The organism is Actinoplanes ianthinogenes (assembly GCF_018324205.1).
Taxonomy (GTDB): Bacteria; Actinomycetota; Actinomycetes; order Mycobacteriales; family Micromonosporaceae; genus Actinoplanes; species Actinoplanes ianthinogenes.
Map to the genome: position 1 here is coordinate 9401086 of NZ_AP023356.1, position 21937 is coordinate 9423022.

A 21937-nucleotide genomic window follows, 5' to 3' on the forward strand; every position below is an offset into this window, starting at 1 on the left:
CTGAAAACGCCGCGCATTTCGAAAAGTATTCCTTGCGGAAAGTAAACTGCACGACAGATCGCATTCTTACGGCCTTGCCGAAACGATCGTTAAATGGCGGAGCGACGTCACGCGATGTGACGCCAGGCGGTGTGTTGTACATCGCTCTCGGCTCTCTCCAGGCCTCTGACCTGGTAATTCATCGGTTTTTAAATATCTTGGATTTGTGTCGCGGACCTGTTCACAGTCGCCCTCCAGCAATCTTCGAGCACTTGTTAGCCCAATGTCCCATGGCTAGTGTGGGTGATGGCCCGCTTGGGGAAGTTCCGTGAAGGACGTCAATGTGACGAACATGGGCATGGGCCGGGACGGGGGCGAAGTGATCAAGATTGAGTTATTGGGTTCGCTGCGCGTGCGGAGGAAACGAGACCTGACACCGTCGGCGCCCAAGCTGCGCCGGGTGCTGGCCGCCCTGGTGCTGAACGCCAATCTGGTGGTCAGCGTCGAGCAGCTGGCCGAGGAGCTCTGGGAGGACAGCCCGCCCGCCAGCGCGCAGACCACCATGCAGACCTACATCTACCAGTTGCGCCGGCGGCTCGGCCTGGCCGAGGAGCAGAGCCGCCCGGCCTATCCCGGACACGCCGAGGAGGCGACGGCCCCGGTCCTGCTCACCCGGGTGGGTGGCTACGAGCTGCGCCTCGGCGACGACGCGTGGGTGGACGTGCACGACTTCGACCGGGCGGTCAGCCGCGGCCGGGCGTTGCTCGACTCCGGCCGGCTCGCCGAGGCGGTGGAGAGCTTCGGCGCCGGGCTGGCGCTCTGGCGCGGGCCGGCGCTGGTCGACGTCACGGTCGGCCGGCAGCTCTCGGTCTGGGCCACCGAGCTGGAGGAGCGTCGCAAGACCACCATCGAGCGGCGATTCGGCGCGCTGCTCCAGATGGGCCAGCACCACGCCATCGTGGACGAACTGGCCGGTGTCGCCGGGACATACCCGACCCACGAGGGCTTCGCCCGCCAGCTGATGCTCGCGCTGCACCGGTGCGGGCGCCGCGCGGAGGGGCTGGACGCCTTCCGCCGGCTGCGCAGCCGGCTCGTCGAGGATCTCGGCGTCGAGCCGTCCGCCGCGCTGCACCGGCTGCACCAGGGCATCCTCGCCGACGACCCGAAACTGTACGCGACCCCGCACGCCGCGCCGGCCGAGCAGGCGGCGCCGGTCGTCCGGCCCTGCCCGGCCCCGGCCGCCGTGACCACCCGGACGGTGACGGCGCCCGCCCAGCTGCCGCCCGGCATCCCGGACTTCGTCGGCCGCGCCGAGGAGCTGTCCCTGGTGGAGCGGGTGCTCACGGACAGCCGGCCGAGCGACGCCGGTGCCCGGATCGTCGAGGTGCACGGCCCGCCCGGGATCGGCAAGACCACCTTCGCGGTGCGGGCCGCGCATCGCGTCCGCGAGCACTTCCCCGACGGCCAGCTGTTCATCGACGCCTCCGGGCTGACCTCGGGCGACGTCCGGATGGCCGACGTGCTCACCGCCACGCTGCGCTCCTGCGGGCTGCCCCGGGAGACGCTGCCGGAGAGCGTCGCCGACCTGAGCCGGACGCTGCGCAGCTGGACCGGCGACCGCCGGGTGCTGCTGGTGATCGACGACGTGCTCAGCGCCGAGCTGCTGAAACCGCTGTTGCCGGGCTCGTCCGGGTGCGCCGTCGTCTGCACCAACCGGTACCGGCACGAGGGCCTGGCCGGCGCCCACCGGGTCACCCTGCCCGCGCCCACGCTGGACGAGGGGATGCGGTTGTTCGCCGGCATCGCCGGGTCGTGGCGGATCGAGGACGAGGGCGACGTGGTCGAGGAGCTGCTGACCATGTGCGACCTGCTCCCGCTCGTGGTGCGTGGTGTCGCCACCCGGCTGTCGACCCGTCCCGGGTGGAGCGCCGGGCGGCTGCGCGACCGGCTGCGGGTCGACGAGTCGATGTTCCTCGACCTCGCCGCCGGCCCGGCCAACCTGGTCGGCAGCATCGCGCTGAGCTACCGCAACCTGCCCGACGCGCACCGCCGGGTGCTGCAACTGATGGCCACCGGTCGTCCGGCCGGCTGGACGCCGCGCGTGGTCGCCGACGAGCTCGGCGAGTCGCCGGAGGCCGCCGAGATCATCCTGGAACACCTCGTCGACATGAACCTGGCGGAGGAGACGCCGTCCGCCACCACCCCGAGCCACCGCGCCCTCGCCCCGCTGCCGGAGTACCGCTACCGGCTGCCCCGGCTCACCGCGCTCGCGCTGCGCTCGATCACCCGGGCCGAGGAGTCCGGCCTCTACACCCCCGCCGTGCCGCTGCCGAGCCCCCACCGGTTCCACTGGTCCCCGTTCTCGCTGCCCGCCGGCAACCCCGCCTGACGCCCGCCCCCTGACGCGCCCCGCCCGGTCCCGGGCGGGGCGCCTTTCGTCGTCCCGGCGAGGTGTTCGACGCCGCCTCCAGACACGTTCCATCACGTCTCCAGAACGGTCCACCAGGGTGAGGGCATCACAGCGACCCCTGGAGGAAACGTGCACCGAAGCCTGATCGTGGCCAGGATGAAGCCCGGCGACGCGGAGGCCGTGGCCGGTGTCTTCGCCGACTCGGACCGGACCGACCTGCCGCGCATGGTGGGGGTCACGCGCCGGACCCTGTTCCGCTTCCACAACCTCTACTTCCACCTGGTGGAGGCGCCGGAGGACATCACGCCCCACCTGTACCGGGCCCGCAGCCACCCGCTGTACGGCGACATCAACACCCGACTCGGCGAGTTCATCTCGCCCTACGACCCGAACTGGCGTGAGCCCAAGGACGCGATGGCCGAGCCGTTCTACGTCTGGACGCCCGAGGACGGACCGGCGTTCGCCGGCACCCCGGCGCCGGGGCGGAGCGCCTGATGGGCGCGCAGAAGGTCGCCGTCGCCGAGGTCGCGGCGAACACCCGGCGCGGCGGCGACATCCGGGTCACGCTCAGCCCGAAGACGGTCGGCTGCACGTCCGGTTTCGGCGGCGTGCTCACCCTGGCGCCCGGCGACCGCGTCACCGAGCACCTGCACCCGCACTCCGAGGAGTTCCTGCACGTCGTCGCGGGAACCCTGGAGATGGCGGTGGACGGCGTCCCGGTCCGGCTGGAGCCGGGCGACTCGCTGCTGGTGCCGATCGGCGTGCGGCACCGCCTGGTGAACGTGGGCGCCGGCGAGGCCCGCGCGGTGTTCCACCTGTCCCCGCTGGCCCCGCGCCCCGAGCTCGGGCATGTCGACCTGGAGGAGACCGGGCCGGGCGCCAACCCCGACGTCGGGGGCCGATCGTGACCCGCCGGGCGGTCATCACCGGCATCGGCGCTGTCGCGCCCGGCGGCGTCGGCCGGGACCGGATGTGGGACCTGCTGACCGCCGGGCGTACCGCCACCCGCACCATCTCGCTGTTCGACGCGTCGGGCTTCCGCTCGCGGATCGCCGCCGAGTGCGACTTCGATCCGGCCGCCGCCGGGCTGAGCCCGCAGGAGATCCGCCGGATGGACAGGGCCGCTCAGTTCGCGGTGGTCTCCGCCCGCGAGGCGATCGCCGACAGCGGCATCGACGCGGCCGGGTACGACCCGGCCCGGATCACGGTGAGCGTGGGCAGCGCGGTCGGCTGCACGATGGGCCTGGAGCAGGAGTACGCCGTGCTCTCCGACGGCGGCCGGAAGTGGCTGGTCGACCACCGGTACGGCGTGCCGCACCTGTACGGCTACATGGTGCCGAGCACCCTGGCCGTCGAGGTCGCCTGGCAGATCGGCGCGGAAGGGCCGGTGGCGCTGATCTCCACCGGCTGCACGTCCGGACTGGACGCCGTCGGGCACGCCGTGCAGCTGATCGAGGAGGGCGGCGCCGACCTGGCGGTGGCCGGCGCGACCGACGCCCCGCTGTCGCCGATCACCTCGGCCTGCTTCGACGCGATCCGGGCCACCTCGCCGCACAACGACGACCCGGAGCACGCCTCCCGGCCCTTCGACGGGCGGCGCAACGGCTTCGTCCTCGGCGAGGGCTCGGCGATCATGGTGATCGAGGAGGCCGAGGCCGCCCGGGCGCGCGGGGCGCGGATCTACGCCGAGGTGTCCGGCTTCGCCAGCCGCAGCAACGCCTACCACATGACCGGGCTCAAGCCGGACGGCCGGGAGATGGCCGAGGCGATCCGGGTGGCGCTGGACCGGGCCCGGCTGGACCCGGCCGCGGTGGGCTACGTCAACGCGCACGGCTCCGGCACCAAGCAGAACGACCGGCACGAGACCGCCGCCTTCAAACGGACGCTCGGCGCGCACGCGTACCGGGTGCCGGTCAGCTCGATCAAATCGATGATCGGGCACTCGCTGGGCGCCATCGGCTCGCTGGAGGTCGCCGCGTCGGCGCTCGCCCTGCACCACCAGGTCGTGCCGCCGACCGCCAACCTCACCGTCGCCGACCCGGAGTGCGATCTCGACTACGTGCCCGGCGACGCCCGGGAGCACCGGATGGACGTGGTGCTCAGCGTCGGCAGCGGCTTCGGCGGCTTCCAGAGCGCGATGGTGCTGAGCCGGTGCTGAGCCGCGAACGGGGGGAATCCGTGACCACATCCCACGCCGTGGTGACCGGGATCGGCGTCGTCGCGCCGACCGGCGTCACCACCGCCGAACACTGGGCGTCCGTGCTGGCCGGCAAGAGCGGGCTCGGCCGGATCACCCGCTTCGACGCCGGTGACTACCCGGTCCGGGTGGCCGGGCAGGTTCCCGGCTTCCGGGCCACCGAGCAGGTCCCGGCCCGGCTGGTGCCGCAGACCGACCGCGGCACCCACTTCGGGCTGGTGGCCGCCGCCGACGCGCTGATCGACGCCCGGGTCGACCCGCAGGAACTGCCCGAGTACGAGATGGCCGTGGTGACCGCCGCCTCGTCCGGCGGCACCGAGTTCGGCCAGCACGAGATGGAACGGCTCTACACCAAGGGACCGGACTGGGTCGGCGCCTACCAGTCGATCGCCTGGTTCTACGCCGCCACCACCGGCCAGGTGTCGATCCGGCACGGGATGCGCGGGCCGTGCGGGGTGATCTGCACCGAGCAGGCCGGCGGGCTCGACGTGCTCGGCCAGTCCCGGCGGCTGCTCGGCAGCGGCTCCCGGCTGGTGCTCGGCGGCGGCTCCGACGCGTCGCTGTGCCCGTACGGCCTGGTCGCCCAGCTCAGCAACGGCGGGCTGTCGGCGGATCCGGACCCGGCGCGGGCGTACCTGCCGTTCGACGCCGACGCGGCCGGGTACGTGCCGGGCGAGGGCGCCGCGATGCTGGTCGTCGAGGACGAGGCGGCCGCCGCGACCCGTGGCGCCCCGGTCTACGGCCGGATCACCGGGTACGCCGCGGGCTTCGACCCGCCGCCCGGCTCGCCCCGCCCGCCCGTGCTGGCCCGGACCATCCGCGCCGCCCTCGCCGAGGCGCGCCTCGACCCGGGCGACGTGGACATGGTCTTCGCCGACGCCGCCGGGCAGCCGGACGCCGACCGGCGCGAGGCCGAGGCGCTCGCCGAGATCTTCACACCGGGCGGCGTCCCGGTCACCGCGCCCAAGACGCTCACCGGCCGGATGTACGCCGCCGGCGCCGCGCTCGACGTCGCCACCGCCCTGCTCGCCCTGCGTGCCGGGGTGATCCCGCCGACCGCGCCGGTCGCCCGCCCGGCCTCCGGACCGGCCCTCGACCTGGTCTCCGAAACCCGTTCCAGCGATCCGCGCACCGCCCTGGTGCTCGCCCGGGGCCACGGCGGCTTCACCGCCGCCCTGGTCGTGACCGCTCCCCGAAAGGACACCGCATGACCACCTTCACCGTGACCGACCTGCGGCACCTGTTCGCCTCCAGCGAGGGCCTGGCCGGCAACCCCGCCTTCGGGCCGGACGAGCTGGACGTCGCGCTGGCCGACCTCGGCTACGACTCGCTGGCGATGCTGGAGCTCGCCGCGATCGTGCAGCGCGAGTACGGCGTACGGATGCCGGACGACTGCGTGATCGAGATGACCACGCCCCGCGCCGCCATCGAGTACATCAACCGCCGGCTGACCGAGGTGAACGCCGCATGAGCGGACACACCGACAACGTGATCGTCATCGACGCGCCGCTGGACCTGGTCTGGGCGATGACCAACGACGTGGCGAGCTGGCCGCGCCTGTTCAGCGAGTACGCCGCCGCCGAGATCCTCGCCCAGGACGGGCCGACCGTCCGGTTTCGCCTCACCCTGCACCCCGACGAGCAGGGCCGCACGTGGAGCTGGGTGTCCGAGCGCACCCCCGACCGCGACGCCCTCCAGGTGCACGCGCACCGGGTCGAGACCGGGGTGTTCGCGTTCATGAACATCCACTGGACGTACGAGCAGACCGCCGCCGGCGTGCGGATGCGCTGGGTGCAGGACTTCCGGATGAAGCCGGAGGCGCCGCTCGACGACGCCGCCATGACCGAGCGGCTCAACCGCAACACCGCCGTCCAGATGCGGCTGATCAAGGACAAGGTCGAGGCCGCCGCCCGGGCCGGAGCGATCCGGTGACCGCGGCGGGCGCGCTCGCCGGGCGGCGGGCGCTGGTCACCGGCGGCACCAAGGGGATCGGCCGGGGCGTCGTGCTGGCCATGGCCCGGGCCGGCGCCGACGTGCTCACATGTCACCGGGCGGACGACGACAGCGCCGCCTCGCTGCGCGCCGAGCTGGCCGGCCTGCCCGGCAAGCACCACGTCGTCCGGGCCGACGTCAGCGACCCGGCCGACGCGCGGCGCCTGCTCGCCGAGTGCGAGTCGGCGCTCGGCGGCCTGGAGGTGCTGGTGAACAACGCCGGCGCGTTCCGGCCGCGGCCGTACGCCGAACTCAGCGCCGGCGAGTGGAGCACCACGCTGGCCGGCAACCTGACCGCGACGCACCAGCTGACCCAGGGCGCGCTGCGGCTGCTCGCGCCCGGCTCGTCGATCGTCAACTTCGGATCGACGGTCACCTTCGTCGGCATGGCCGGCGGCGTGCACTACACAGCGGCGAAGGCGGCGATCGTCGGCTACACCCGCTCGCTCGCCCGTGAACTCGGCCCGGAGGGCATCCGGGTCAACGTCATCTCACCGGGCCGGATCGACACCGAGGCCCTGGACGCGCTCGGACCCGAGGAGGCGGCCCGGCAGCGGGCGATCTTCTCCCGGTTCAACGCCCTGGGCCGGCTCGGCACGGTGGCCGAGATCGCGGCGGTCGCGGTCTTCCTGGCCGGCCCGGTTTCCGGATATGTCACCGGCCAGAACATCCACGTCGACGGTTGCGTCTAACAGGGAGAAGAAGATGGACTTCGGTCTGCAAGGCCGCAAAATCCTGGTCACCGGCGGCACCCGGGGCATCGGCCGGGGGATCGTCCTGGCCGCCGCCGAGGCCGGCGCCGACGTGCTCACCTGCCATCGCAGCGACGGACCGGCGGTGGACAGCCTGGTCGCGGCACTCAAGGAGACCGGCGGCGACCACCACGTCGTCCGCGCCGACCTGGCCGAGGTCGGCGAGGTCGACCGGCTCGCCGCCGAGGCCCGGGAGCGGTTCGGCCGGCTCGACGGCGTCGTCAACAACGCCGGCGTGATCAGCCACATCCCGTACGAAAATCTGGCCGTCGAGGAGTGGCACCGGGTGCTGGACACCAACCTCACCGCGGCCTTCCGGGTCGTGCAGCAGTGCCTGCCGCTGCTCGGCGAGCGGGGCTCGATCGTGAACATCGGCTCCCGCGGCGCGGCGGCCGGCATCCCGCTGCGCGCCCACTACACCGCGGCCAAGTCGGCGATGATCGGGCTCACCCGCTCGCTGGCCAAGGAGTACGGCTCGCGCGGGCTGCGGATCAACGTGCTCGCGCCCGGCGTCATCGAGACCGAGGCGATGGACGAGATGCCGCCGGAGCGCGCGCAGGCGCTGCGCGACATGTACTCGGGCAAGACCGCCCTGGCCCGCCTGGGCACCGTCCCGGAGGTCGCCGCGGTGGCGTTGTTCCTGCTCAGCGACCTCAGTGGATACATCACCGGGGAGACCCTGAACGTCGACGGAGGGATCTGAGATGGCTGCCGAACGGTTCCGGGTGATGCTGCGCATGCAGATCAAGCCCGGTGTGGAGGCCGAGTTCGAGCGGGTGTGGCGCGAGGTCGGCGACTCGGTGACCAGCCACCCGGCCAACCTCGGGCAGTGGCTGTCGCGCAGCATCGACGAGGACGGCATCTACTACATCGTCAGCGACTGGGTGGACGAGCCGCTGTTCCGCGAGTTCGAGACCAGCGACCGGCACCTCGAGCACCGCACGAAGCTGCACCCTTACCGCAGCGGCGGCTCGATGACCACGATGCACGTGGTGGCCCACCTGCCGGCCGGGACCGGGGCGTCGCGGTGAGCGAGCAGGTGCAGGTGGTGGTCTACCACCAGGCCGACGACTACCACGCGGTGCTCGCGGCGTACCACGAGTCGAGCGAGCGGATGGCGGGGACGCCCGGGCTGCTCGGCAACGAGCTCCAGCAGGGCGTCGCCGATCGGAGCAGCTTCGCCGTGGTGAGCCGGTGGAGCGGGTGGGACGACTTCGCCAGCTGGGAGGGCAGCCCGGGGCATCGGGAGCAGACGGCGCCGCTGCGACCGTTCCGCGACCACAGCCGGGCGCGGCCGTTCGAGGTGTTCCGGGTGGCGGCCCGCTACGGCGAGCCGTTCCCGGTGGGGGGCCCGGCATGACGACGGCGTTGCGGGAGACCCGGATCGGCGCGGACGAGTGGATCCGCTGTCCGGGGTGCGGGCATCTGGCGTACGGAAAGCGGTTTGTTCGTGATCTTGGGGTGTGTCCCGGCTGCGGCCGGCACAGTCGGCTGACCGCGGCGCAACGGATCGGCCAGCTGCTCGACGAGGACAGCGCCACGCCGGTGCCGGTGCCCGCAACGGTCGAGGACCCGCTGGGCTTCGCGGATCTCAAGCCTTACCCGGAGCGGGCACGCGCGGCCCGGACGTCGACCGGGATGAGCTGCGGCGTCCTGGTCGCGCGCGGGACGATCGGCGGGCATCCGGTGGTGCTCGCGGCGATGGACTTCCGGTTCCTGGGCGGCAGCCTCGGCGTGGCCGAGGGCGAGGCGATCGTGGTCGCCGCCGAGACCGCCCTGGCCGAGCGGCGGCCGCTGATCGTGGTCACCGCGTCCGGCGGCGCCCGCATGCAGGAGGGCGCGCTGGCCCTGATGCAGATGGCCACGACCGGTAACGCGTACGCGGCGCTGGACCGTGCCGGGATCCTCACCGTCACCGTGGTCACCGATCCGACCTACGGCGGGGTCGCGGCGTCGTTCGCCTCGCTCGGCGACGTCGTGGTGGCCGAGCCGGGCGCCCGGATGGGATTCGCCGGCCGCCGGGTGATCGAGCAGACCATCAAGGAGCGGCTGCCCGAGGACTTCCAGACCGCCGAGCACCTGCTGGCCCACGGCATGGTCGACGACGTGCAGCCGCGGGCGAACCTGCGGTCGTACCTGACCCGGCTGCTCGCCGTCACCGGCGGCACCCCGGACGGCTGGGCCGAGGGACGGCCGGACATCGTCGCCCGGGACCCGGGGCGCCTGCCCCGGCACGCCGCCTGGGACGTGGTGCGGCTGGCCCGCGAGGCCGGCCGGCCGACCGTCACCGACCACCTGGCGCACCTGCTGGACGGCTTCGTCGAGCTGCGCGGCGACCGGGCCGGCACCGACTGCCCGGCCGTGCTCACCGGGGTCGGCCTGCTCGACGGCCTGCCGGTGGCGGTGGCCGGGCACCACAAGGGCCACACCACCCACGAGCTGGTGGCACACCACTTCGGGATGGCCTCACCGGCCGGCTTCCGCAAGGCCGCCCGGCTGTTCCGGCTCGCCGGCAAGCTCGGCCTGCCGCTGCTCACCCTGGTCGACACGCCCGGCGCCCACCCCGGCGTGCACGCCGAGGAGACCGGGCAGGCCGCGGCCATCGCCGACAACCTGCGGCTGATGAGCAGTCTCGACGTCCCGATCGTCACCGTGGTGACCGGCGAGGGCGGCAGCGGCGGCGCGCTCGCCCTGGCGGTCGCCGACGAGGTCCTGATCGCCGCGAACGGCACCTACTCGGTGATCAGCCCGGAGGGGTGCGCCGCGATCCTGTGGCGCGACGCGGCCGCCGCGCCGCGGGCCGCCGAGGCGCTCGGCGTCGACGCGGTGTCGCTGCTGCGCCACGGGATCGTCGACGGCGTCGTCCCGGAGCCCGGCGGCGGCGCGCACCGTGATCCGCAGGCCGCCTCGGAGCTGCTGCTCGACGCGGTGACCGGCGCGTTCGCCGGGCAGCTGCGCGGCGATCCGCGGACCCGGCTGCGGGACCGGGCCGAGCGCCTGCGCCGGATCGGGAGGCCGCGATGAGCACGGTTCCACCGGAGTCCTCGGCGCTGCTCGCGGAGATGTGCCGGCACCTGAGCGGGCTGCTCGCCGCGGGCGCCAGCCGGGTCACGATGGCCGCCGGACCGGTCCGTCTCGAGGTGGAGGGAGGCGGCCGGCCGGCTGCCCCTGCTGCTGTCGCGCCGGAGCCGGCCGCGGAACCCGGGCTGGCCGTCGTGGCGCCGCTGGTCGGCGTCTTCTACCGGGCGCCGCAGCCCGGCGCGGCCCCGTTCGTCGAGGTCGGCGACCAGGTCGAGCCCGGCCAGCAGGTCGGCATCGTCGAGGCGATGAAGCTGATGAACCCGGTGCTGGCCGAGCGGGCCGGCCGGGTCACCCGGATCGCCGCCGACGACGGCGCGCCGGTCGAGTACGAGCAACCGCTGCTCCTGCTCGAACCGGCCGGCGGGGAGGTGGGCTGAGCATGTTCGCCACCGTCCTGATCGCCAACCGCGGCGAGATCGCGCTGCGGGTCGTGCGCACCTGCCGGGAGATGGGCATCCGCACCGTCGTGGCGCACTCCACCGCCGACCGTGACTCGGCGGCCGTGCGCGCCGCCGACGCGGCCGTCCAGATCGGTCCGGCCGCGCCCAAGGGCAGCTACCTGTCGATCCCGGCGGTGATCGAGGCGGCCCGCGCGGCCGGCGCGCAGGCCGTGCACCCCGGTTACGGCTTCCTGTCCGAGGACGCCGACTTCGCCGAGGTGTGCGCCGCCAACGACCTGGTGTTCATCGGCCCGCCGCCGGAGGTGATGGCCCGCCTCGGGGACAAGGCGGCGGCCCGCCGGGAGATGGCCTCGTACGGCCTGCCGGTGCTGCCCGGCAGCGCCGGCACGGTCAACTCGCTGGCCGAGGCGGCCGAGGTGGTGGACCGGATCGGCTACCCGGTGATCATCAAGGCGGCGGCCGGGGGCGGCGGGCGCGGGATGAGCGTGGTGCGGTCCGCGCGGGAGCTGGGGCGGGCGTACCGGGCCACCCGGGCGGCGGCCCAAGCCGTCTTCGGTGACGGCCGGGTCTATCTGGAACGCTTCTGCGACCAGGCCCGCCACGTCGAGGTGCAGGTGCTCGCCGACCGGCACGGCACGGTGCTGCACCTGGGCGAGCGCGACTGCTCGGTGCAGCGCCGGCACCAGAAGCTGGTCGAGGAGGCGCCCGCCCCGAACCTGCCGGACGCCCTGCGCGCGGAGATGGCGGCCGCGGCCGTCGCCGGCGCCCGGGCGGCCGGGTACGTGGGCGCCGGCACCTTCGAGTTCCTGGTCGCCGACGACGGCTTCCACTTCATGGAGATCAACTGCCGGATCCAGGTGGAGCACCCGGTCACCGAGATGGTCACCGGCCTGGACCTGGTCCGCGAGCAGATCCGGATCGCGGCCGGCCTGCCGCTGAAGGCCGGCCAGCACGACGTCCGGCCCCGCGGCGTCGCCCTGGAGTGCCGGGTCAACGCCGAGGACCCGGCCCGCGAGTACGCCCCGGCCCCCGGCACCCTCGACGAGTTCGTCCCGCCCGGCGGCCCGTTCACCCGGGTCGACACCCACGGGTACGCCGGCTGGCGGGTCACCTCCGACTACGACTCGCTGCTGGCCAAGGTGATCGTCTGGGCGCCGGACCGGCTGCACGCCATCGCCCGGATGCGCCGCGCGCTGGCCGAGTTCCGCGTCGCCGGGCGCGGCGTGCGGACCACCATCCCGGCGCTCGACCGGGTGCTCGACGAACCCGACTTCATCGCCGGCGTGCACGGCACCGACCTGCTGTCCCGGATGACCCAGGAGACCCCATGACGACGTCGATTCCCACCCGGCCGCTGTTCGACGACGGGTTCGTGCGGGATCCGTACCCAGTGCTGGCCGCCCTGCGCGAGCAGGCGCCGGTGCATCCGATCGAGACGCCCAACGGGCTGCGCACCTGGCTCGTGGTGCGCTACGACGATGCCCGCGCCCTGCTCACCGACCCGCGGCTGAGCAAGGACATGACGGTCGGGCACCGGTTCCTCGCGGAGAACTTCGCCGACCCGGTGAAACGGGCCGCGTTCCTGCGGGAGAGCGGCACCCGCCGGCAGTTCCCCGCCGAGCTGGGCCGGCACATGCTGGACAGTGACCCGCCCGACCACACCCGGCTGCGGCGCCTGGTCGGCCGGGTCTTCACCACCGGCGCGATCACCGCGCTGCGCCCGCGGATCGAGCAGCTCGTCGGCACGCTGCTCGACGACGCCGCGGCCGGCGGTGACGTCGTCGACCTGATGGCGGCGCTCGCCTTCCCGCTGCCGTTCACCGTCATCTGCTGGCTGCTCGGTGTGCCGCCGGACGATCGGGCGCGGTTCCGCACCTGGTCGAACCTGCTGGTCTCGGGGACCGGCGGCGACGACGTGCTGGACGCCAGCGAGGCGATGGTGGCCTACCTGCGCGAGCTGATCGCCGACAAGCGGACCGGGACCGCCGACGACCTGCTCGCCGACCTGGTCCGGGTCGGCGACCAGGGCGACCGGCTGACCGGCGACGAGCTGCTCGGCATGGCGTTCCTGCTGCTGGTGGCCGGGCACGAGACGACGGTCAACCTGATCGGCAACGGCACGCTGGCGCTGCTGACCCATCCCGGCCAGCGCGCGCTGCTCGCCGCCGAACCGGAGCGCTGGCCGGCCGCGATCGACGAATTCCTCCGGTACGACGGCCCGGTCAGCAACGCCACCTGGCGGTTCACCACCGAGGACGTACGCGTCGGGCAGACCACCATCCCGGCGAACGAGTTCGTGACCATCTGCCTCGGCGCGGCCGGCCGCGACCCGGACCGCTACCCGGAGCCGGACGTCCTGGACATCACCCGGGACCGGAGCGGGGGACTGGCGTTCGGGCACGGCATCCACCACTGCCTCGGCGCGCCACTGGCCCGGCTCGAGGCCGAGGTAGCGCTGCGCGCGCTGTTCGACCGGTTCCCCGGGGTGCGCCTGGCCGCACCCGCCGACCGGCTGCCGTGGCGGCTCAGCCTGATGATGCGCGGACTCCAGGAGCTGCCGCTGCGACTGCATTGACCGGCCCGCGCACTCCCGCGAACGAGTGCTGCTCCTTTCGGGGGATACCTGCGAGAATGGGGCGGTCCCAGCTGACCCTGCGGGCGCGGGAGGAAGCGATGCAGTGGGTGAACACCGCCGCGAACCCCGGCGGCAGCCTGCGCGTGGTGCTGCGCGGCGACATCGACTTCACCAATTCCGGGGAGGTCATCCGGAGCATCCGGGCCGGCGCGGCGGACGCCACCGGTCCGGACATCGAGGTCGATCTCGCCGAGGTGACCTTCCTGGACTCCTCCGGCATCGCGGTGCTGGTGCGGCTGCTGCACCTGGCCGAGCAGCGCGGCGGCAGCCTCAGCCTCCAGCGGCCCACCGACAAGGTGCGTGACCAGCTGTACCTGGCCGGTCTGGCGGAGCTGCTCGGCACGTCCGGCGGACCGCCGAGCTGGCTGGGCAGATGAGTTCGTCGCAGGAGTACCTGCAACGACTGGCCGAGATCGACGAAGCCGTCGCCCGCGCCCGCCCGGACCCGCTGGTGCTGGTGGAGCGCGCGGCCGGGCTGCTGGCCGGCCGGATCGGCTGCCGGGTGGACGAGGCGCACGCGCAGCTGCGGCAGATCGCCACCGAACGCGGGCGCGCCCCCGCGGAGGTCGCCCAGGAGGTGCTGGCCGCGCTGGAGAGCCGGCCGCCCACCACCCGGCAGACGGTGCGTACCGCGGTCGAGAAGGTGCTGCGCCCGCCACCGGCCAAACGGGCCGCGCCGCGTGACCCGGTGGTCCTGCCGGCCGGTCAGCAGTGGGCCGGGTCGCTGCGCCAGGTGCTCGCCGCCCTGCCCGGCAACCACACGGTGCTGCTGCCGGTCCGCGGGCCGCAGGAGACGGTCGTCGACTACGACATCGTCGCGGTGAGCCCGGCCGTGGTGGACCTGTCCGGCCGGCCCGGCGAGGCCGTCGTCGGCGGCCGGGTCAGCCAGATCTATCCCGGCATCGTCGGCGGAGCGATCTGGCAGGCCTGGCAGGACACCCTGGCCGACGGGGTGGCGCGGGAGGTCGGCCCGGTCACCTACGAGGGCGGCGACGGCCCGGCGCGGGTCGCGATCAGCCTCGTCATGCGCGTCCACCCGATCGGGCCGGGCCTGCTGCACAGCTGGGTCCGCCCGGACGAGCAGCAGCGGATGGGTGAACGCATCGCGCAGACCGAGCGGCTCGGCAACCTCGGCTGGGGCGAGTGGGACCTGCTCTCCGGCCGGATCGTCTGGTCCGAGGAGATGTACCGGATCTACGAGCGGGATCCGGAGGACGGCCCGCTCAGCGACGAGGAGTCCCAGGCGCTGCGGCTGCCCGAGGACGAGGCGATCCACTCGCGGGCCGCCGACGCGTTCGGGCGGGGCGAGACGGTGGACATCACGTACCGGGCCCGGATCGGCGGCCGGATCAAGCATCTGCGCTCGGTGGTCGACGCGGTCCGTGACGTCCAGGTCGTCGACCGTGCGCAGCATCGTCGACTTGTCCGCGCCCAGCTCGGCCGTCAGCTGAGCCTGCGTGGACGGCCCGAGCCGCCCCACCGTCGACAGCATGAAGTAGTGCGCCCATTTCGGCATGACCAGGGTGGTGACCAGGTCGCTGTTGAGGGTGGGTGCGAGGATCGCGGCGATCATCCAGAGGATGCAGAAGGTGGTGGCGCGGCGGTAGGTGAGGCCGCGCCAGCTGAGGATGGCGAAGAGCAGGTAGAAGCGGAGTTCGACCCAGAGGGTCCAGTAGGCGGGTTCGAGGACGTGGGCGCCGAGGGGTTCGGCGAGCATGGTGAGGTTGGCGGCCAGGTCCTGGCGGGTGAACTGGGTGACGTCGAAGGGCACGCCGGTGGTGACCGGGAGCAGGGTCACGACGGTGGCGGTGATGAGTGCGCAGGCCCAGTAGGCGGGGTAGATGCGGGTGGCGCGGGAGATGAAGTAGTCGCCGAGGCTGCGTCCCCAGGTGCTCATGCAGATGACGAAGCCGCTGATGAGGAAGAAGATTTCGACGCCGAGCATGCCGTAGATCAGGAAGTGGCTGGCGACGGGGAGTTGCTGGGTGACGGGGTGGGTGCCGTCGAGTTGCCAGGTGGCGCCGTAGTGGAAGCCGGCGACGGCGAGGGCGCAGAGCAGGCGGAGGCCGTCCATGGCGAGAAGGCGGGGTTGGTGGGGACGGTCTGTTGCGGTTTGCGCCATATCCGCCAGGTTAGGGCGGTCAGGGGGCGGAGGTCGGCGGAATGGGGGTTTCGTAGAGGGCGAGGATTTGGTCGGCGACGCAGGCGGGGCGGCGTTCGCCGTCGATTTCGGCGGTGGTGCGCAGGATGAGGCGGGCGCCGGCGGTGAGGCGGCGGGCTTCGAGGAGGCGGACTTTGCCGCGGAGGCGGGCGCCGCAGCGGACCGGGGTGTGGAAGCGGACGCGGTCGAAGCCGCCGTTGACGACGAAGGTGACGTTGTCGACGTCGACGACCTCGGTCAGGAAGGTCATGCAGAGGGAGAGGGTGAGGGCGCCGTGGGCGATGGTGGTGCCGAACGGGCCGTCTTTGCGGGCGCGTTCGGGGTCGGTGTGGATCCATTGGTGGTCGCCGGTGACGGTGGCGAAGGCGTCGATGCGGTCCTGGTCGATCAGGAGCCAGTCGCTGGTGCCCAGCTCGTCGTGGCCGAGCAGGTCGTCGAGGCTGGTAAACCGGGGCATCGCCTCACCCTAGTGGCAGTAGACGCCACATGGGTCGGGCCCATGTGGCGTCTGGTGTGGTGCTGCGTGCCGGTCAGGCGTCGGCGGTGGCCGCTTTGTCGGCGGCGACGTCCGGGGTGGGGTTGCTGGTGGCCAGTCGGTTGAGCAGGCCGGCGAAGGCGATGCCGAGGACGGTCCAGAGGATGGTCTGGGTGCCGAGTGAGGCGATCCGGAACTTCCAGAGGAGCACGGCCGGGAAGGTGTCGGGCACCTCGTTGATGGTGGGTAGTAGCAGGTAGGCGATGGTGACCACGACGGCGAACCCGAGCAGGCCGGCGGTGGCGCGGCGCCACTCGTGGGTCTGGGTGCGGGCGGCGAGGATGCCGGCCCAGATGGCGACCAGGCCGAGCACGAGCACGGCGAGGTAGCTCCAGGTTCGCTGGTTGATGGTGGCGGGGTCGCCGACGGCGGGTGGGTTGGGTGGGTATTTGAGCCAGGGGACCAGGACGATGCCGGTGAGGGCGGCGGCGGCCAGGCCGAGGGCGGCGCGGGTGTCGCTGCTGGTGTGCAGGCGGCGCCGGAGCAGGGCGTAGGCGGTGGCGAGGAAGCCGCCGAGGGCGGTGCCGTAGAGGCCGGTGGCCAGGAACAGGCCGACGTTTTTCTGGGTGTCGCGGCTGACGAGCTCTTCGCCGCCCTGTGCTTCGCCGTGGGCGAGGGCGTTCTGCTCCTCGATGGCGATGGCGGCGTCGATGCGGGGTTCGCCGGCCAGATAGGCGAAACCGCCGGCCAGCAGGCCGGCGATGAGTCCGGCGAGCAGTCCGGCGGTCAGCAGGCGCCCGAAGCTGAGCGTCAGTGGCACGGGACGCCCAGCAGGTGGCGGCCGTCGTGCATGAGCTCGTGCATGTACATGCCGCTGCGGGACAGGGCGCCTTGGTCGAAGGCGACCAGGTAGGCCAGGGCGAGCAGCAGGATGGTGACGCCGGCGGCGGTGAGCAGCAGGCGGGTGGAGATGGCGGGGATGGCGAGGGGCCGCACGGTCTGGGCCTTGGGCATGGCTGATCAACCTCCTACGGGATGACGCGTCCCGGTGGACAGGCTGCGGTCGCGTGAGCGTCCTGACTCATCGCGTCCCCGTGGCCGGGGGGCGATTCACAGTGGCGCGACCGCACCGGAGTTTCACCGGTTTCCCTCACGACGCCGCAGATGGCCTTCACAACCTAGCTGTCGTGGTGGTGGGGGCACAACCGGGATGGCGTGGCGCGGATAACATTCACGTTCGTCGTTGTGATGGGGGTCGGATGGTGTGGCGGCTGTGGACGCTGGTGGCGTGTGCGCCGCTGGTGCCGGTGGTGCACGGCCCCTATCCGGCGGTGCCGGTCGCGTCCGGGGCGGGTGTGCGGGTGGCGGTGGTCGATTCCGGGGTGGATCCGTCGAATGGGCAGGTGGCCGGCCGGGTCGCGGCGGGCCGGGGTGGCCGGGACTGTGTGGGGCACGGGACGGCGGTGGCGGCGTCGGTCCTGGCGGTGGCGCCGCGGGCGGTGATCGTGCCGGTGCGGGTCGGCGACGGTGATCCGGGTGATGCCGGTGGTGTGGCGCGGGTGGCGGAGGGGATCCGGTGGGCGGCCGGGCCGGGTCACGCCCAGGTGATCAACATCTCGTTGGTGGTGGCGGCCGACGACCGGCGGGTGCGTTCGGCGGTGGCCGAGGCGCTCGGCCGGGGCGTGGTGGTGGTCGCCGCGGTGGGCAATCAGCCGGGTGCGGGCCGCCGGTTCCCGGCCGGGTATCCGGGGGTGATCGGGGTGGGGGCGATCCTGTCGTCGGGGGAGCCGGCGCCGTTCTCGCCGGCCGGTCCGGATGTGGATCTGGTGGCGGTCGGTGATGGGGGGACGAGTTTTGCGGCGGGGTTCGTGTCGGGTGCGGCGGCCCTGGTGCGGGAGCGGTTCCCCGGGGCTTCGGCCGGCGAGGTGGCGCGGCGCCTGGCGGCGACCGCGGATGCGGGGCGGCGGCTGAATCCGTATCGGGCGGTGACCGCGGCGGGTTCCGGTCCGCTGGCAGCGCCGTCGCCTTTTCGGTACGCGCACAGCAATGTCACGCCCCGCCGCCGCGCGTACTGGCCGGTCGTGGCGGCGCTCGGTGCCGGCGCCGTGGCGGCGGTGATCGGTGCGGTGGTGGCGCGGGCGCGTCGCCGGCGGTGGCGTCCCGCCGCTCAGCTCTGACCGGTGAGTGCGGTGTAGCCGCGGCGTACCGCGACCAGCGAGGCGGCGGGCCCGAACGGTGAGCGGGCGGCGACGTCCTCGGGTGTGGCGCCGGTGGCGTGTCCTTGCCGGATCAGCGTGCCGAGTTCGGTGAGCTGGCGGTGCTGGGCGGTCACGAAGGCGTGGTCGACGGGGGCGCCGTGGCCGGGTACGACGAGGCCGTCCGGTGGGAGCAGGCGCAGCAGGGCGGCGACGGTGGCGGGCCACTCCAGGGGGTAGGCGTCGGTGCCGTAGGACGGTGGGGCGCCCTGTTCGACCAGGTCGCCGGCGAGCAGCAGGCGCGCGTCGGGCACGGTGAGGACCAGGTCGCCGGCGGTGTGGCCGCGGCCGAGGTGGTGCAGGGTGATGGGGCGTCCGGCCAGGTCGATGCTCGCCTCGGTGTGCACCAGGTGGTCGGGGACGCGGACGGTGACGGCGGCGAGGCCGGTGGCCAGGGCCGGGTCGGTGGGCAGCCATTCGTCGTACCAGTGCTGTTGCAGCCGGGGTGCGTTGTCGCGCAGTTCGCGGGCGGCGGCCTCGTGCGCCCAGATGGGGGTTGCCGGGCCGGCCAGGGTGGCGTTGCCGAAGCAGTGGTCGAAGTGGTGGTGGGTGTTGACGATGGTCAGCGGGTCGCGGGTGATCCGGCGGATCGCGCCGGCGAGTTCGCGGGCCTGGGTGTCGGTGGACAGGGTGTCGACGAGCAGGGCGGCGCCGGGGGCGGTGATCAGGGTGACGTTGACGTCGAGGACCGGGTGGCGCAGGAGGTGGACGCGGTCGGCGATCTCGTGGAAGGCGGGGGTGTGGGTCATGGGGTCACCTCGGGCGGGGGGCGCGAGGACCTGACGCCTGCGCAAGATCGCCTCACTGTGCCAGACCCCGCCCGCCCAGGGGGGCCGAGCCCATCAATGAGTGTGGCCGAATCCGAGCGATCCCGCCGACGCCCTGTGGACAACCGGTCGACTGCGCGCCGCCCGTGGCACGGGAGTGGATCGGGCTAGAGGTCCCAGTCCGCGTGCACCACCTCGGAGTCCAGGACGACGGTGATGTGCAGGCGGGTCAGGCGGGCGTCCCGCGGGACGGTGAAGTAAAAGCGCTTCACGGTCTGCTCGCCCGGCGACAGGTAGCCGTTCGCATCGGGCTGCCAGGCCGGGCCGGCGAGGCCGCGCGCGCCGATGATCGATACCAGTGCGGCCGGCAGGTCGTCGGCCGGGTATTTCGTTCCCCTGGTGTCCAGCACCCAGGCGTTGCCCAGGCCGGTGTCGACCGCGGACGTGCCGGTGTTGCGGATCTGGATGGCGTAGACGACGGCCGGCCGGCCCGGGGCGCCGTCGTGGTCCTGGAGTTCGATCTCGGCCCGGGCGCCGTTGCTGCCGGTCAGGGTCAGAGAATGGGTGCCGCCGCGGTGGGCGGGGCGGGTGGCGACGGCGATGGTGATGGCCAGGACGACGGCGATGGCGCCGCCGATGGCCATCCGGGTCAGCTGCCGGGACGGGTCGGCGGCGGAGGTTCCGGCGGGCCGGGGCGGCAGGACCGGGATCGGTGCGGGGGCCGGCGAGTTGGTGGGTCGCCGCCGGGTGAGGCGGACGGCGATGCCGCCGCCGAGGACGAGCCCGGCCACGGCGAGCAGGATCGGCCAGCCCGGGCGTGAGCGGCGGGTCGGCGGGTGCGGGGTCGTCATGGCCGGGTATATCGGCAGGACCGGGCCGGAGGTGAGCGGGCGGGGCGCGGGCCGTGCTGCGGGCGTACCCGAACAGGGTTTTATCGGCGGTTGAGCAGGGAGTGTTTGCGGCTGTAGGTGAAGTAGACGACGAGGCCGATCAGGAACCAGACGGCGAACCGCAGCCAGGTGATCGGGGCGAGGAAGGTGATCAGCCACAGGGAGAACACCACGCCGACGGCGGGGATCACCGGCATCCATGGCAGCCGGAATGTCCGGGGCAGGTCGGGCTGGCGGTAGCGCAGCACGATGACCGCCACGCAGACCACGACGAACGCGAGCAGGATGCCGATGTTGGTGAGTTCGGCCGCTTCGCGGATGGGCAGGAAGCCGGCGATGGCGGCCGAGGCGATGCCGGCGATCCAGGTGACGCGGGTGGGGACGCGGCGGACCGGGTGCACGTGGGCGAACCAGGACGGGAGCAGGCCGTCGCGGCTCATCGCGTACCAGACGCGGGTGACGCCGAGCATGAAGGTGAACATGACGGTGAGGATGCCGATGATGGCGCCGACGGCGATGACGTCGGCGAGGCCGGTGAGGCCGACGGCCGCGAACGCGCTGGAGAAGCCGCTCTCCGGGTCGATGTCCTGGTAGTTCTGCATGCCGGTGAGCACGAGGGTGGCCAGCACGTACAGGATCATGGAGATGACCAGGGAGTAGATGATGGCTTTGGGGAGGTGGCGGCGGGCGTCGGCGGACTCCTCGGCCGCGGTCGACATGGCGTCGTAGCCGAAGACGGCGAAGAAGACGGTGGCGGCGCCGGTGATGGCGCCGCCGACGCCGAACGGGAAGAACGGCGTGTAGTTGTCGGTGTTGATGTGGAACCAGCCGACGACGACGATCAGCAGCACGATCAGGATCTTGATGCCGACGACGGCGGTCTCGAAGCGGGCGGCGGCGCGGATGCCGAGGTTGAGCAGGCCGGCGATGAGCAGGCAGAGGATCAGGGCGAACAGGTCGACGACGTGGCCGTCGCCGCTGCCGGGGGCGCCGAGCATCCAGGCGGGCAGGTCGGCGCCGAGTTCGCCGACCAGGAAGCCGAAGTAGCCGGAGATGCCGATGGCCACGACGGAGACGATGGCGGTGTATTCGAGCAGCAGGTCCCAGCCGATGAACCAGCCGGCGATCTCGCCGAGGACGGCGTAGCCGTAGGTGTAGGCGGAGCCGGCTTTGGGGATCAGGCCGGCGAACTCGGCGTAGGACAGGGCGGCGGCCGCGGAGGCGACGCCGGCGATCAGGAACGAGACGAGCACGGCCGGGCCGGCGGTCTCGTGGGCGACGGCGCCGGCCAGGGCGAAGATGCCGGCGCCGATGATGCCGCCGACGCCGATGGCGGTCAGCTGCCACAGCCCGAGGGTGGCGGCGAGTCCGGTGTCGCGGTCGGCGGTGATGTCCTCGACGGGTTTCCTGCGGAAGATCTCCGAGCGCATGGCACCTCCTAGGTATTCATCACCATAGATCTAAAGTTTAGGAACGATTGTTCTTGACCGGTCGTTCCTAAACCGGCTAGCGTGATCGGCATGGGACGACCACGAGCGTTCGACGAGACCGAGGCCGTGCAGGCCGCCGCCGCGCTGTTCGCGCGGCGCGCGTTCGACGGCGTCTCGGTCGACGACCTGGTCAGCCACCTGGGCGTGCACCGCAACAGCCTCTACCAGGTGTTCGGCAGCAAACGCGGGCTCTATCTGCGGGCGCTGCGCTGGAGCCTGCAGCACCAGGTCCGGCCACTGATCGGGGCCGACACCGCCGTGCTGGTCAGCGAGCCGGCCCTGGACCTGCTGCTGATGGCGGCCACCGAGCGGGCCCCGGAGGACCCGGAGGTGGCCCGGGAGGTCAGCACGATCCTGGCCGAGCTCGACACGGCCGTGCGGCCGGAGACCACCGCCACCCTGCTCGGGATGCGCCTGCGCGCCCGGGTCACCCGCGAAGGATAGGAGCGTCC

At 73.0% G+C, this 21937-nt stretch carries 24 protein-coding genes, 2 pseudogenes and 1 riboswitch; of the genes and pseudogenes, 19 read left to right on the forward strand and 7 right to left on the reverse strand.

All coding sequences use genetic code 11. From position 1 onward, the window contains the following. Positions 1-307: 307 nt before the first annotated feature. From Aiant_RS42740 to Aiant_RS46330, 17 genes and pseudogenes are all read left to right on the forward strand, one after another. On the forward strand, positions 308-2368 hold the full coding sequence (locus Aiant_RS42740) for an AfsR/SARP family transcriptional regulator (RefSeq protein ID WP_189330333.1): 2061 nt from the start codon (positions 308-310) through the stop codon (positions 2366-2368). 150 nt (positions 2369-2518) lie between these two features. Beyond that, positions 2519-2884, forward strand: a complete 366-nt coding sequence (locus tag Aiant_RS42745) for a TcmI family type II polyketide cyclase (protein ID WP_189330334.1) — start codon at positions 2519-2521, stop codon at positions 2882-2884. Next, positions 2884-3297 carry a cupin domain-containing protein gene (locus Aiant_RS42750; RefSeq protein ID WP_189330335.1) on the forward strand — a complete coding sequence of 138 codons (414 nt, stop codon included), beginning with the start codon at positions 2884-2886 and terminating at the stop codon, positions 3295-3297. Before Aiant_RS42745 ends, Aiant_RS42750 begins: the two co-directional genes overlap by 1 nt. Then, positions 3294-4547, forward strand: coding sequence for a beta-ketoacyl-[acyl-carrier-protein] synthase family protein (locus Aiant_RS42755; RefSeq protein ID WP_189330336.1), 1254 nt, complete (start codon positions 3294-3296; stop codon positions 4545-4547). Before Aiant_RS42750 ends, Aiant_RS42755 begins: the two co-directional genes overlap by 4 nt. Before the next feature lie 20 nt (positions 4548-4567). Then, positions 4568-5797: a ketosynthase chain-length factor gene (locus Aiant_RS42760; protein ID WP_189330337.1), complete on the forward strand. Its 1230-nt coding sequence runs from the start codon at positions 4568-4570 to the stop codon at positions 5795-5797. After that, positions 5794-6057 carry an acyl carrier protein gene (locus Aiant_RS42765; RefSeq protein WP_189330338.1) on the forward strand — a complete coding sequence of 88 codons (264 nt, stop codon included), beginning with the start codon at positions 5794-5796 and terminating at the stop codon, positions 6055-6057. The genes Aiant_RS42760 and Aiant_RS42765 overlap by 4 nt, the downstream gene beginning before the upstream one ends. After that, the gene (locus Aiant_RS42770; protein ID WP_189330339.1) at positions 6054-6518 is read left to right on the forward strand and encodes an SRPBCC family protein; all 465 of its coding nucleotides are present in this window, start codon (positions 6054-6056) and stop codon (positions 6516-6518) included. The genes Aiant_RS42765 and Aiant_RS42770 overlap by 4 nt, the downstream gene beginning before the upstream one ends. Continuing rightward, positions 6515-7270, forward strand: a complete 756-nt coding sequence (locus Aiant_RS42775) for an SDR family NAD(P)-dependent oxidoreductase (RefSeq protein ID WP_189330340.1) — start codon at positions 6515-6517, stop codon at positions 7268-7270. The genes Aiant_RS42770 and Aiant_RS42775 overlap by 4 nt, the downstream gene beginning before the upstream one ends. Positions 7271-7283: 13 nt before the next feature. Next, positions 7284-8033 carry an SDR family NAD(P)-dependent oxidoreductase gene (locus Aiant_RS42780; protein ID WP_189330341.1) on the forward strand — a complete coding sequence of 250 codons (750 nt, stop codon included), beginning with the start codon at positions 7284-7286 and terminating at the stop codon, positions 8031-8033. Position 8034: 1 nt separating this feature from the next. Further along, positions 8035-8361 (forward strand): antibiotic biosynthesis monooxygenase family protein, encoded by a 327-nt coding sequence (locus tag Aiant_RS42785; RefSeq protein WP_189330342.1) that lies wholly within the window; start codon positions 8035-8037, stop codon positions 8359-8361. Continuing rightward, positions 8358-8690, forward strand: coding sequence for an antibiotic biosynthesis monooxygenase family protein (locus Aiant_RS42790; protein ID WP_189330343.1), 333 nt, complete (start codon positions 8358-8360; stop codon positions 8688-8690). The genes Aiant_RS42785 and Aiant_RS42790 overlap by 4 nt, the downstream gene beginning before the upstream one ends. After that, on the forward strand, positions 8687-10354 hold the full coding sequence (locus Aiant_RS42795; RefSeq protein ID WP_189330344.1) for an acetyl-CoA carboxylase carboxyltransferase subunit alpha/beta: 1668 nt from the start codon (positions 8687-8689) through the stop codon (positions 10352-10354). The genes Aiant_RS42790 and Aiant_RS42795 overlap by 4 nt, the downstream gene beginning before the upstream one ends. Further along, entirely contained in the window at positions 10351-10788 is a 438-nt protein-coding gene (locus tag Aiant_RS42800) for an acetyl-CoA carboxylase biotin carboxyl carrier protein (protein ID WP_189330345.1), read from the forward strand. The genes Aiant_RS42795 and Aiant_RS42800 overlap by 4 nt, the downstream gene beginning before the upstream one ends. Before the next feature lie 2 nt (positions 10789-10790). Then, positions 10791-12143 (forward strand): acetyl-CoA carboxylase biotin carboxylase subunit, encoded by a 1353-nt coding sequence (locus Aiant_RS42805; RefSeq protein WP_189330346.1) that lies wholly within the window; start codon positions 10791-10793, stop codon positions 12141-12143. Next, positions 12140-13387, forward strand: coding sequence for a cytochrome P450 family protein (locus tag Aiant_RS42810; RefSeq protein ID WP_189330347.1), 1248 nt, complete (start codon positions 12140-12142; stop codon positions 13385-13387). Before Aiant_RS42805 ends, Aiant_RS42810 begins: the two co-directional genes overlap by 4 nt. A 56-nt stretch (positions 13388-13443) precedes the next feature. Then, positions 13444-13824: an STAS domain-containing protein gene (locus Aiant_RS42815; protein WP_189330348.1), complete on the forward strand. Its 381-nt coding sequence runs from the start codon at positions 13444-13446 to the stop codon at positions 13822-13824. Next, positions 13821-13970 (forward strand): annotated as a pseudogene (locus Aiant_RS46330) (hypothetical protein); the annotation flags it as partial. The gene Aiant_RS42815 and the pseudogene Aiant_RS46330, both read left to right, overlap by 4 nt. A gap of 1089 nt (positions 13971-15059) precedes the next feature. Here the strand turns inward: Aiant_RS46330 and Aiant_RS42820 are convergent. The 4 genes and pseudogenes from Aiant_RS42820 to Aiant_RS42835 all read right to left on the reverse strand — a co-directional run. Further along, positions 15060-15569 (reverse strand): annotated as a pseudogene (locus tag Aiant_RS42820) (acyltransferase family protein); the annotation flags it as partial. Between the two features lie 19 nt (positions 15570-15588). After that, a complete protein-coding gene (locus Aiant_RS42825; RefSeq protein ID WP_189330349.1) occupies positions 15589-16065 on the reverse strand; it encodes a MaoC family dehydratase in 477 nt (158 codons plus the stop codon). Between the two features lie 73 nt (positions 16066-16138). After that, positions 16139-16903, reverse strand: a complete 765-nt coding sequence (locus tag Aiant_RS42830; RefSeq protein WP_189330350.1) for a CbtA family protein — start codon at positions 16901-16903, stop codon at positions 16139-16141. After that, on the reverse strand, positions 16894-17097 hold the full coding sequence (locus tag Aiant_RS42835; protein ID WP_189330351.1) for a CbtB domain-containing protein: 204 nt from the start codon (positions 17095-17097) through the stop codon (positions 16894-16896). Before Aiant_RS42835 ends, Aiant_RS42830 begins: the two co-directional genes overlap by 10 nt. Before the next feature lie 7 nt (positions 17098-17104). Then, positions 17105-17259: riboswitch (adenosylcobalamin (AdoCbl) riboswitch) on the reverse strand. An 83-nt stretch (positions 17260-17342) separates the two neighbouring features. Between Aiant_RS42835 and Aiant_RS42840 the strand changes: the two genes are divergently transcribed. Beyond that, positions 17343-18260, forward strand: a complete 918-nt coding sequence (locus Aiant_RS42840; RefSeq protein ID WP_189330352.1) for a S8 family serine peptidase — start codon at positions 17343-17345, stop codon at positions 18258-18260. Here Aiant_RS42840 and Aiant_RS42845 read toward each other — a convergent pair. The 3 genes from Aiant_RS42845 to Aiant_RS42855 all read right to left on the reverse strand — a co-directional run bounded on the left by Aiant_RS42845 (position 18251) and on the right by Aiant_RS42855 (position 21425). Further along, positions 18251-19087, reverse strand: a complete 837-nt coding sequence (locus Aiant_RS42845) for an MBL fold metallo-hydrolase (protein ID WP_189330353.1) — start codon at positions 19085-19087, stop codon at positions 18251-18253. The genes Aiant_RS42840 and Aiant_RS42845 overlap by 10 nt on opposite strands. A gap of 185 nt (positions 19088-19272) precedes the next feature. Beyond that, positions 19273-19956 carry a hypothetical protein gene (locus Aiant_RS42850; protein WP_189330354.1) on the reverse strand — a complete coding sequence of 228 codons (684 nt, stop codon included), beginning with the start codon at positions 19954-19956 and terminating at the stop codon, positions 19273-19275. An 80-nt stretch (positions 19957-20036) separates the two neighbouring features. Beyond that, on the reverse strand, positions 20037-21425 hold the full coding sequence (locus Aiant_RS42855) for an amino acid permease (protein ID WP_189330355.1): 1389 nt from the start codon (positions 21423-21425) through the stop codon (positions 20037-20039). 90 nt (positions 21426-21515) lie between these two features. Here Aiant_RS42855 and Aiant_RS42860 point away from each other — a divergent pair, with 90 nt between their 5' ends. Further along, positions 21516-21929 carry a TetR family transcriptional regulator gene (locus Aiant_RS42860; protein ID WP_189330356.1) on the forward strand — a complete coding sequence of 138 codons (414 nt, stop codon included), beginning with the start codon at positions 21516-21518 and terminating at the stop codon, positions 21927-21929. Positions 21930-21937: the final 8 nt, after the last annotated feature.

Bases quoted from the DNA above. Each gene is read 5' to 3' on its own strand.
- Aiant_RS42750 (WP_189330335.1), top strand. From the start codon at position 2,884: ATGGGCGCGCAGAAGGTCGCCGTCGCCGAGGTCGCGGCGAACACCCGG.
- Aiant_RS42765 (WP_189330338.1), top strand. From the start codon at position 5,794: ATGACCACCTTCACCGTGACCGACCTGCGGCACCTGTTCGCCTCCAGC.
- Aiant_RS42770 (WP_189330339.1), top strand. From the start codon at position 6,054: ATGAGCGGACACACCGACAACGTGATCGTCATCGACGCGCCGCTGGAC.
- Aiant_RS42780 (WP_189330341.1), top strand. From the start codon at position 7,284: ATGGACTTCGGTCTGCAAGGCCGCAAAATCCTGGTCACCGGCGGCACC.
- Aiant_RS42785 (WP_189330342.1), top strand. From the start codon at position 8,035: ATGGCTGCCGAACGGTTCCGGGTGATGCTGCGCATGCAGATCAAGCCC.
- Aiant_RS42795 (WP_189330344.1), top strand. From the start codon at position 8,687: ATGACGACGGCGTTGCGGGAGACCCGGATCGGCGCGGACGAGTGGATC.
- Aiant_RS42800 (WP_189330345.1), top strand. From the start codon at position 10,351: ATGAGCACGGTTCCACCGGAGTCCTCGGCGCTGCTCGCGGAGATGTGC.
- Aiant_RS42805 (WP_189330346.1), top strand. From the start codon at position 10,791: ATGTTCGCCACCGTCCTGATCGCCAACCGCGGCGAGATCGCGCTGCGG.
- Aiant_RS42810 (WP_189330347.1), top strand. From the start codon at position 12,140: ATGACGACGTCGATTCCCACCCGGCCGCTGTTCGACGACGGGTTCGTG.
- Aiant_RS42815 (WP_189330348.1), top strand. From the start codon at position 13,444: ATGGGGCGGTCCCAGCTGACCCTGCGGGCGCGGGAGGAAGCGATGCAG.
- Aiant_RS42825 (WP_189330349.1), bottom strand. From the start codon at position 16,065: ATGCCCCGGTTTACCAGCCTCGACGACCTGCTCGGCCACGACGAGCTG.
- Aiant_RS42835 (WP_189330351.1), bottom strand. From the start codon at position 17,097: ATGCCCAAGGCCCAGACCGTGCGGCCCCTCGCCATCCCCGCCATCTCC.
- Aiant_RS42840 (WP_189330352.1), top strand. From the start codon at position 17,343: ATGGTGTGGCGGCTGTGGACGCTGGTGGCGTGTGCGCCGCTGGTGCCG.
- Aiant_RS42845 (WP_189330353.1), bottom strand. From the start codon at position 19,087: ATGACCCACACCCCCGCCTTCCACGAGATCGCCGACCGCGTCCACCTC.
- Aiant_RS42850 (WP_189330354.1), bottom strand. From the start codon at position 19,956: ATGACGACCCCGCACCCGCCGACCCGCCGCTCACGCCCGGGCTGGCCG.
- Aiant_RS42855 (WP_189330355.1), bottom strand. From the start codon at position 21,425: ATGCGCTCGGAGATCTTCCGCAGGAAACCCGTCGAGGACATCACCGCC.
- Aiant_RS42860 (WP_189330356.1), top strand. From the start codon at position 21,516: ATGGGACGACCACGAGCGTTCGACGAGACCGAGGCCGTGCAGGCCGCC.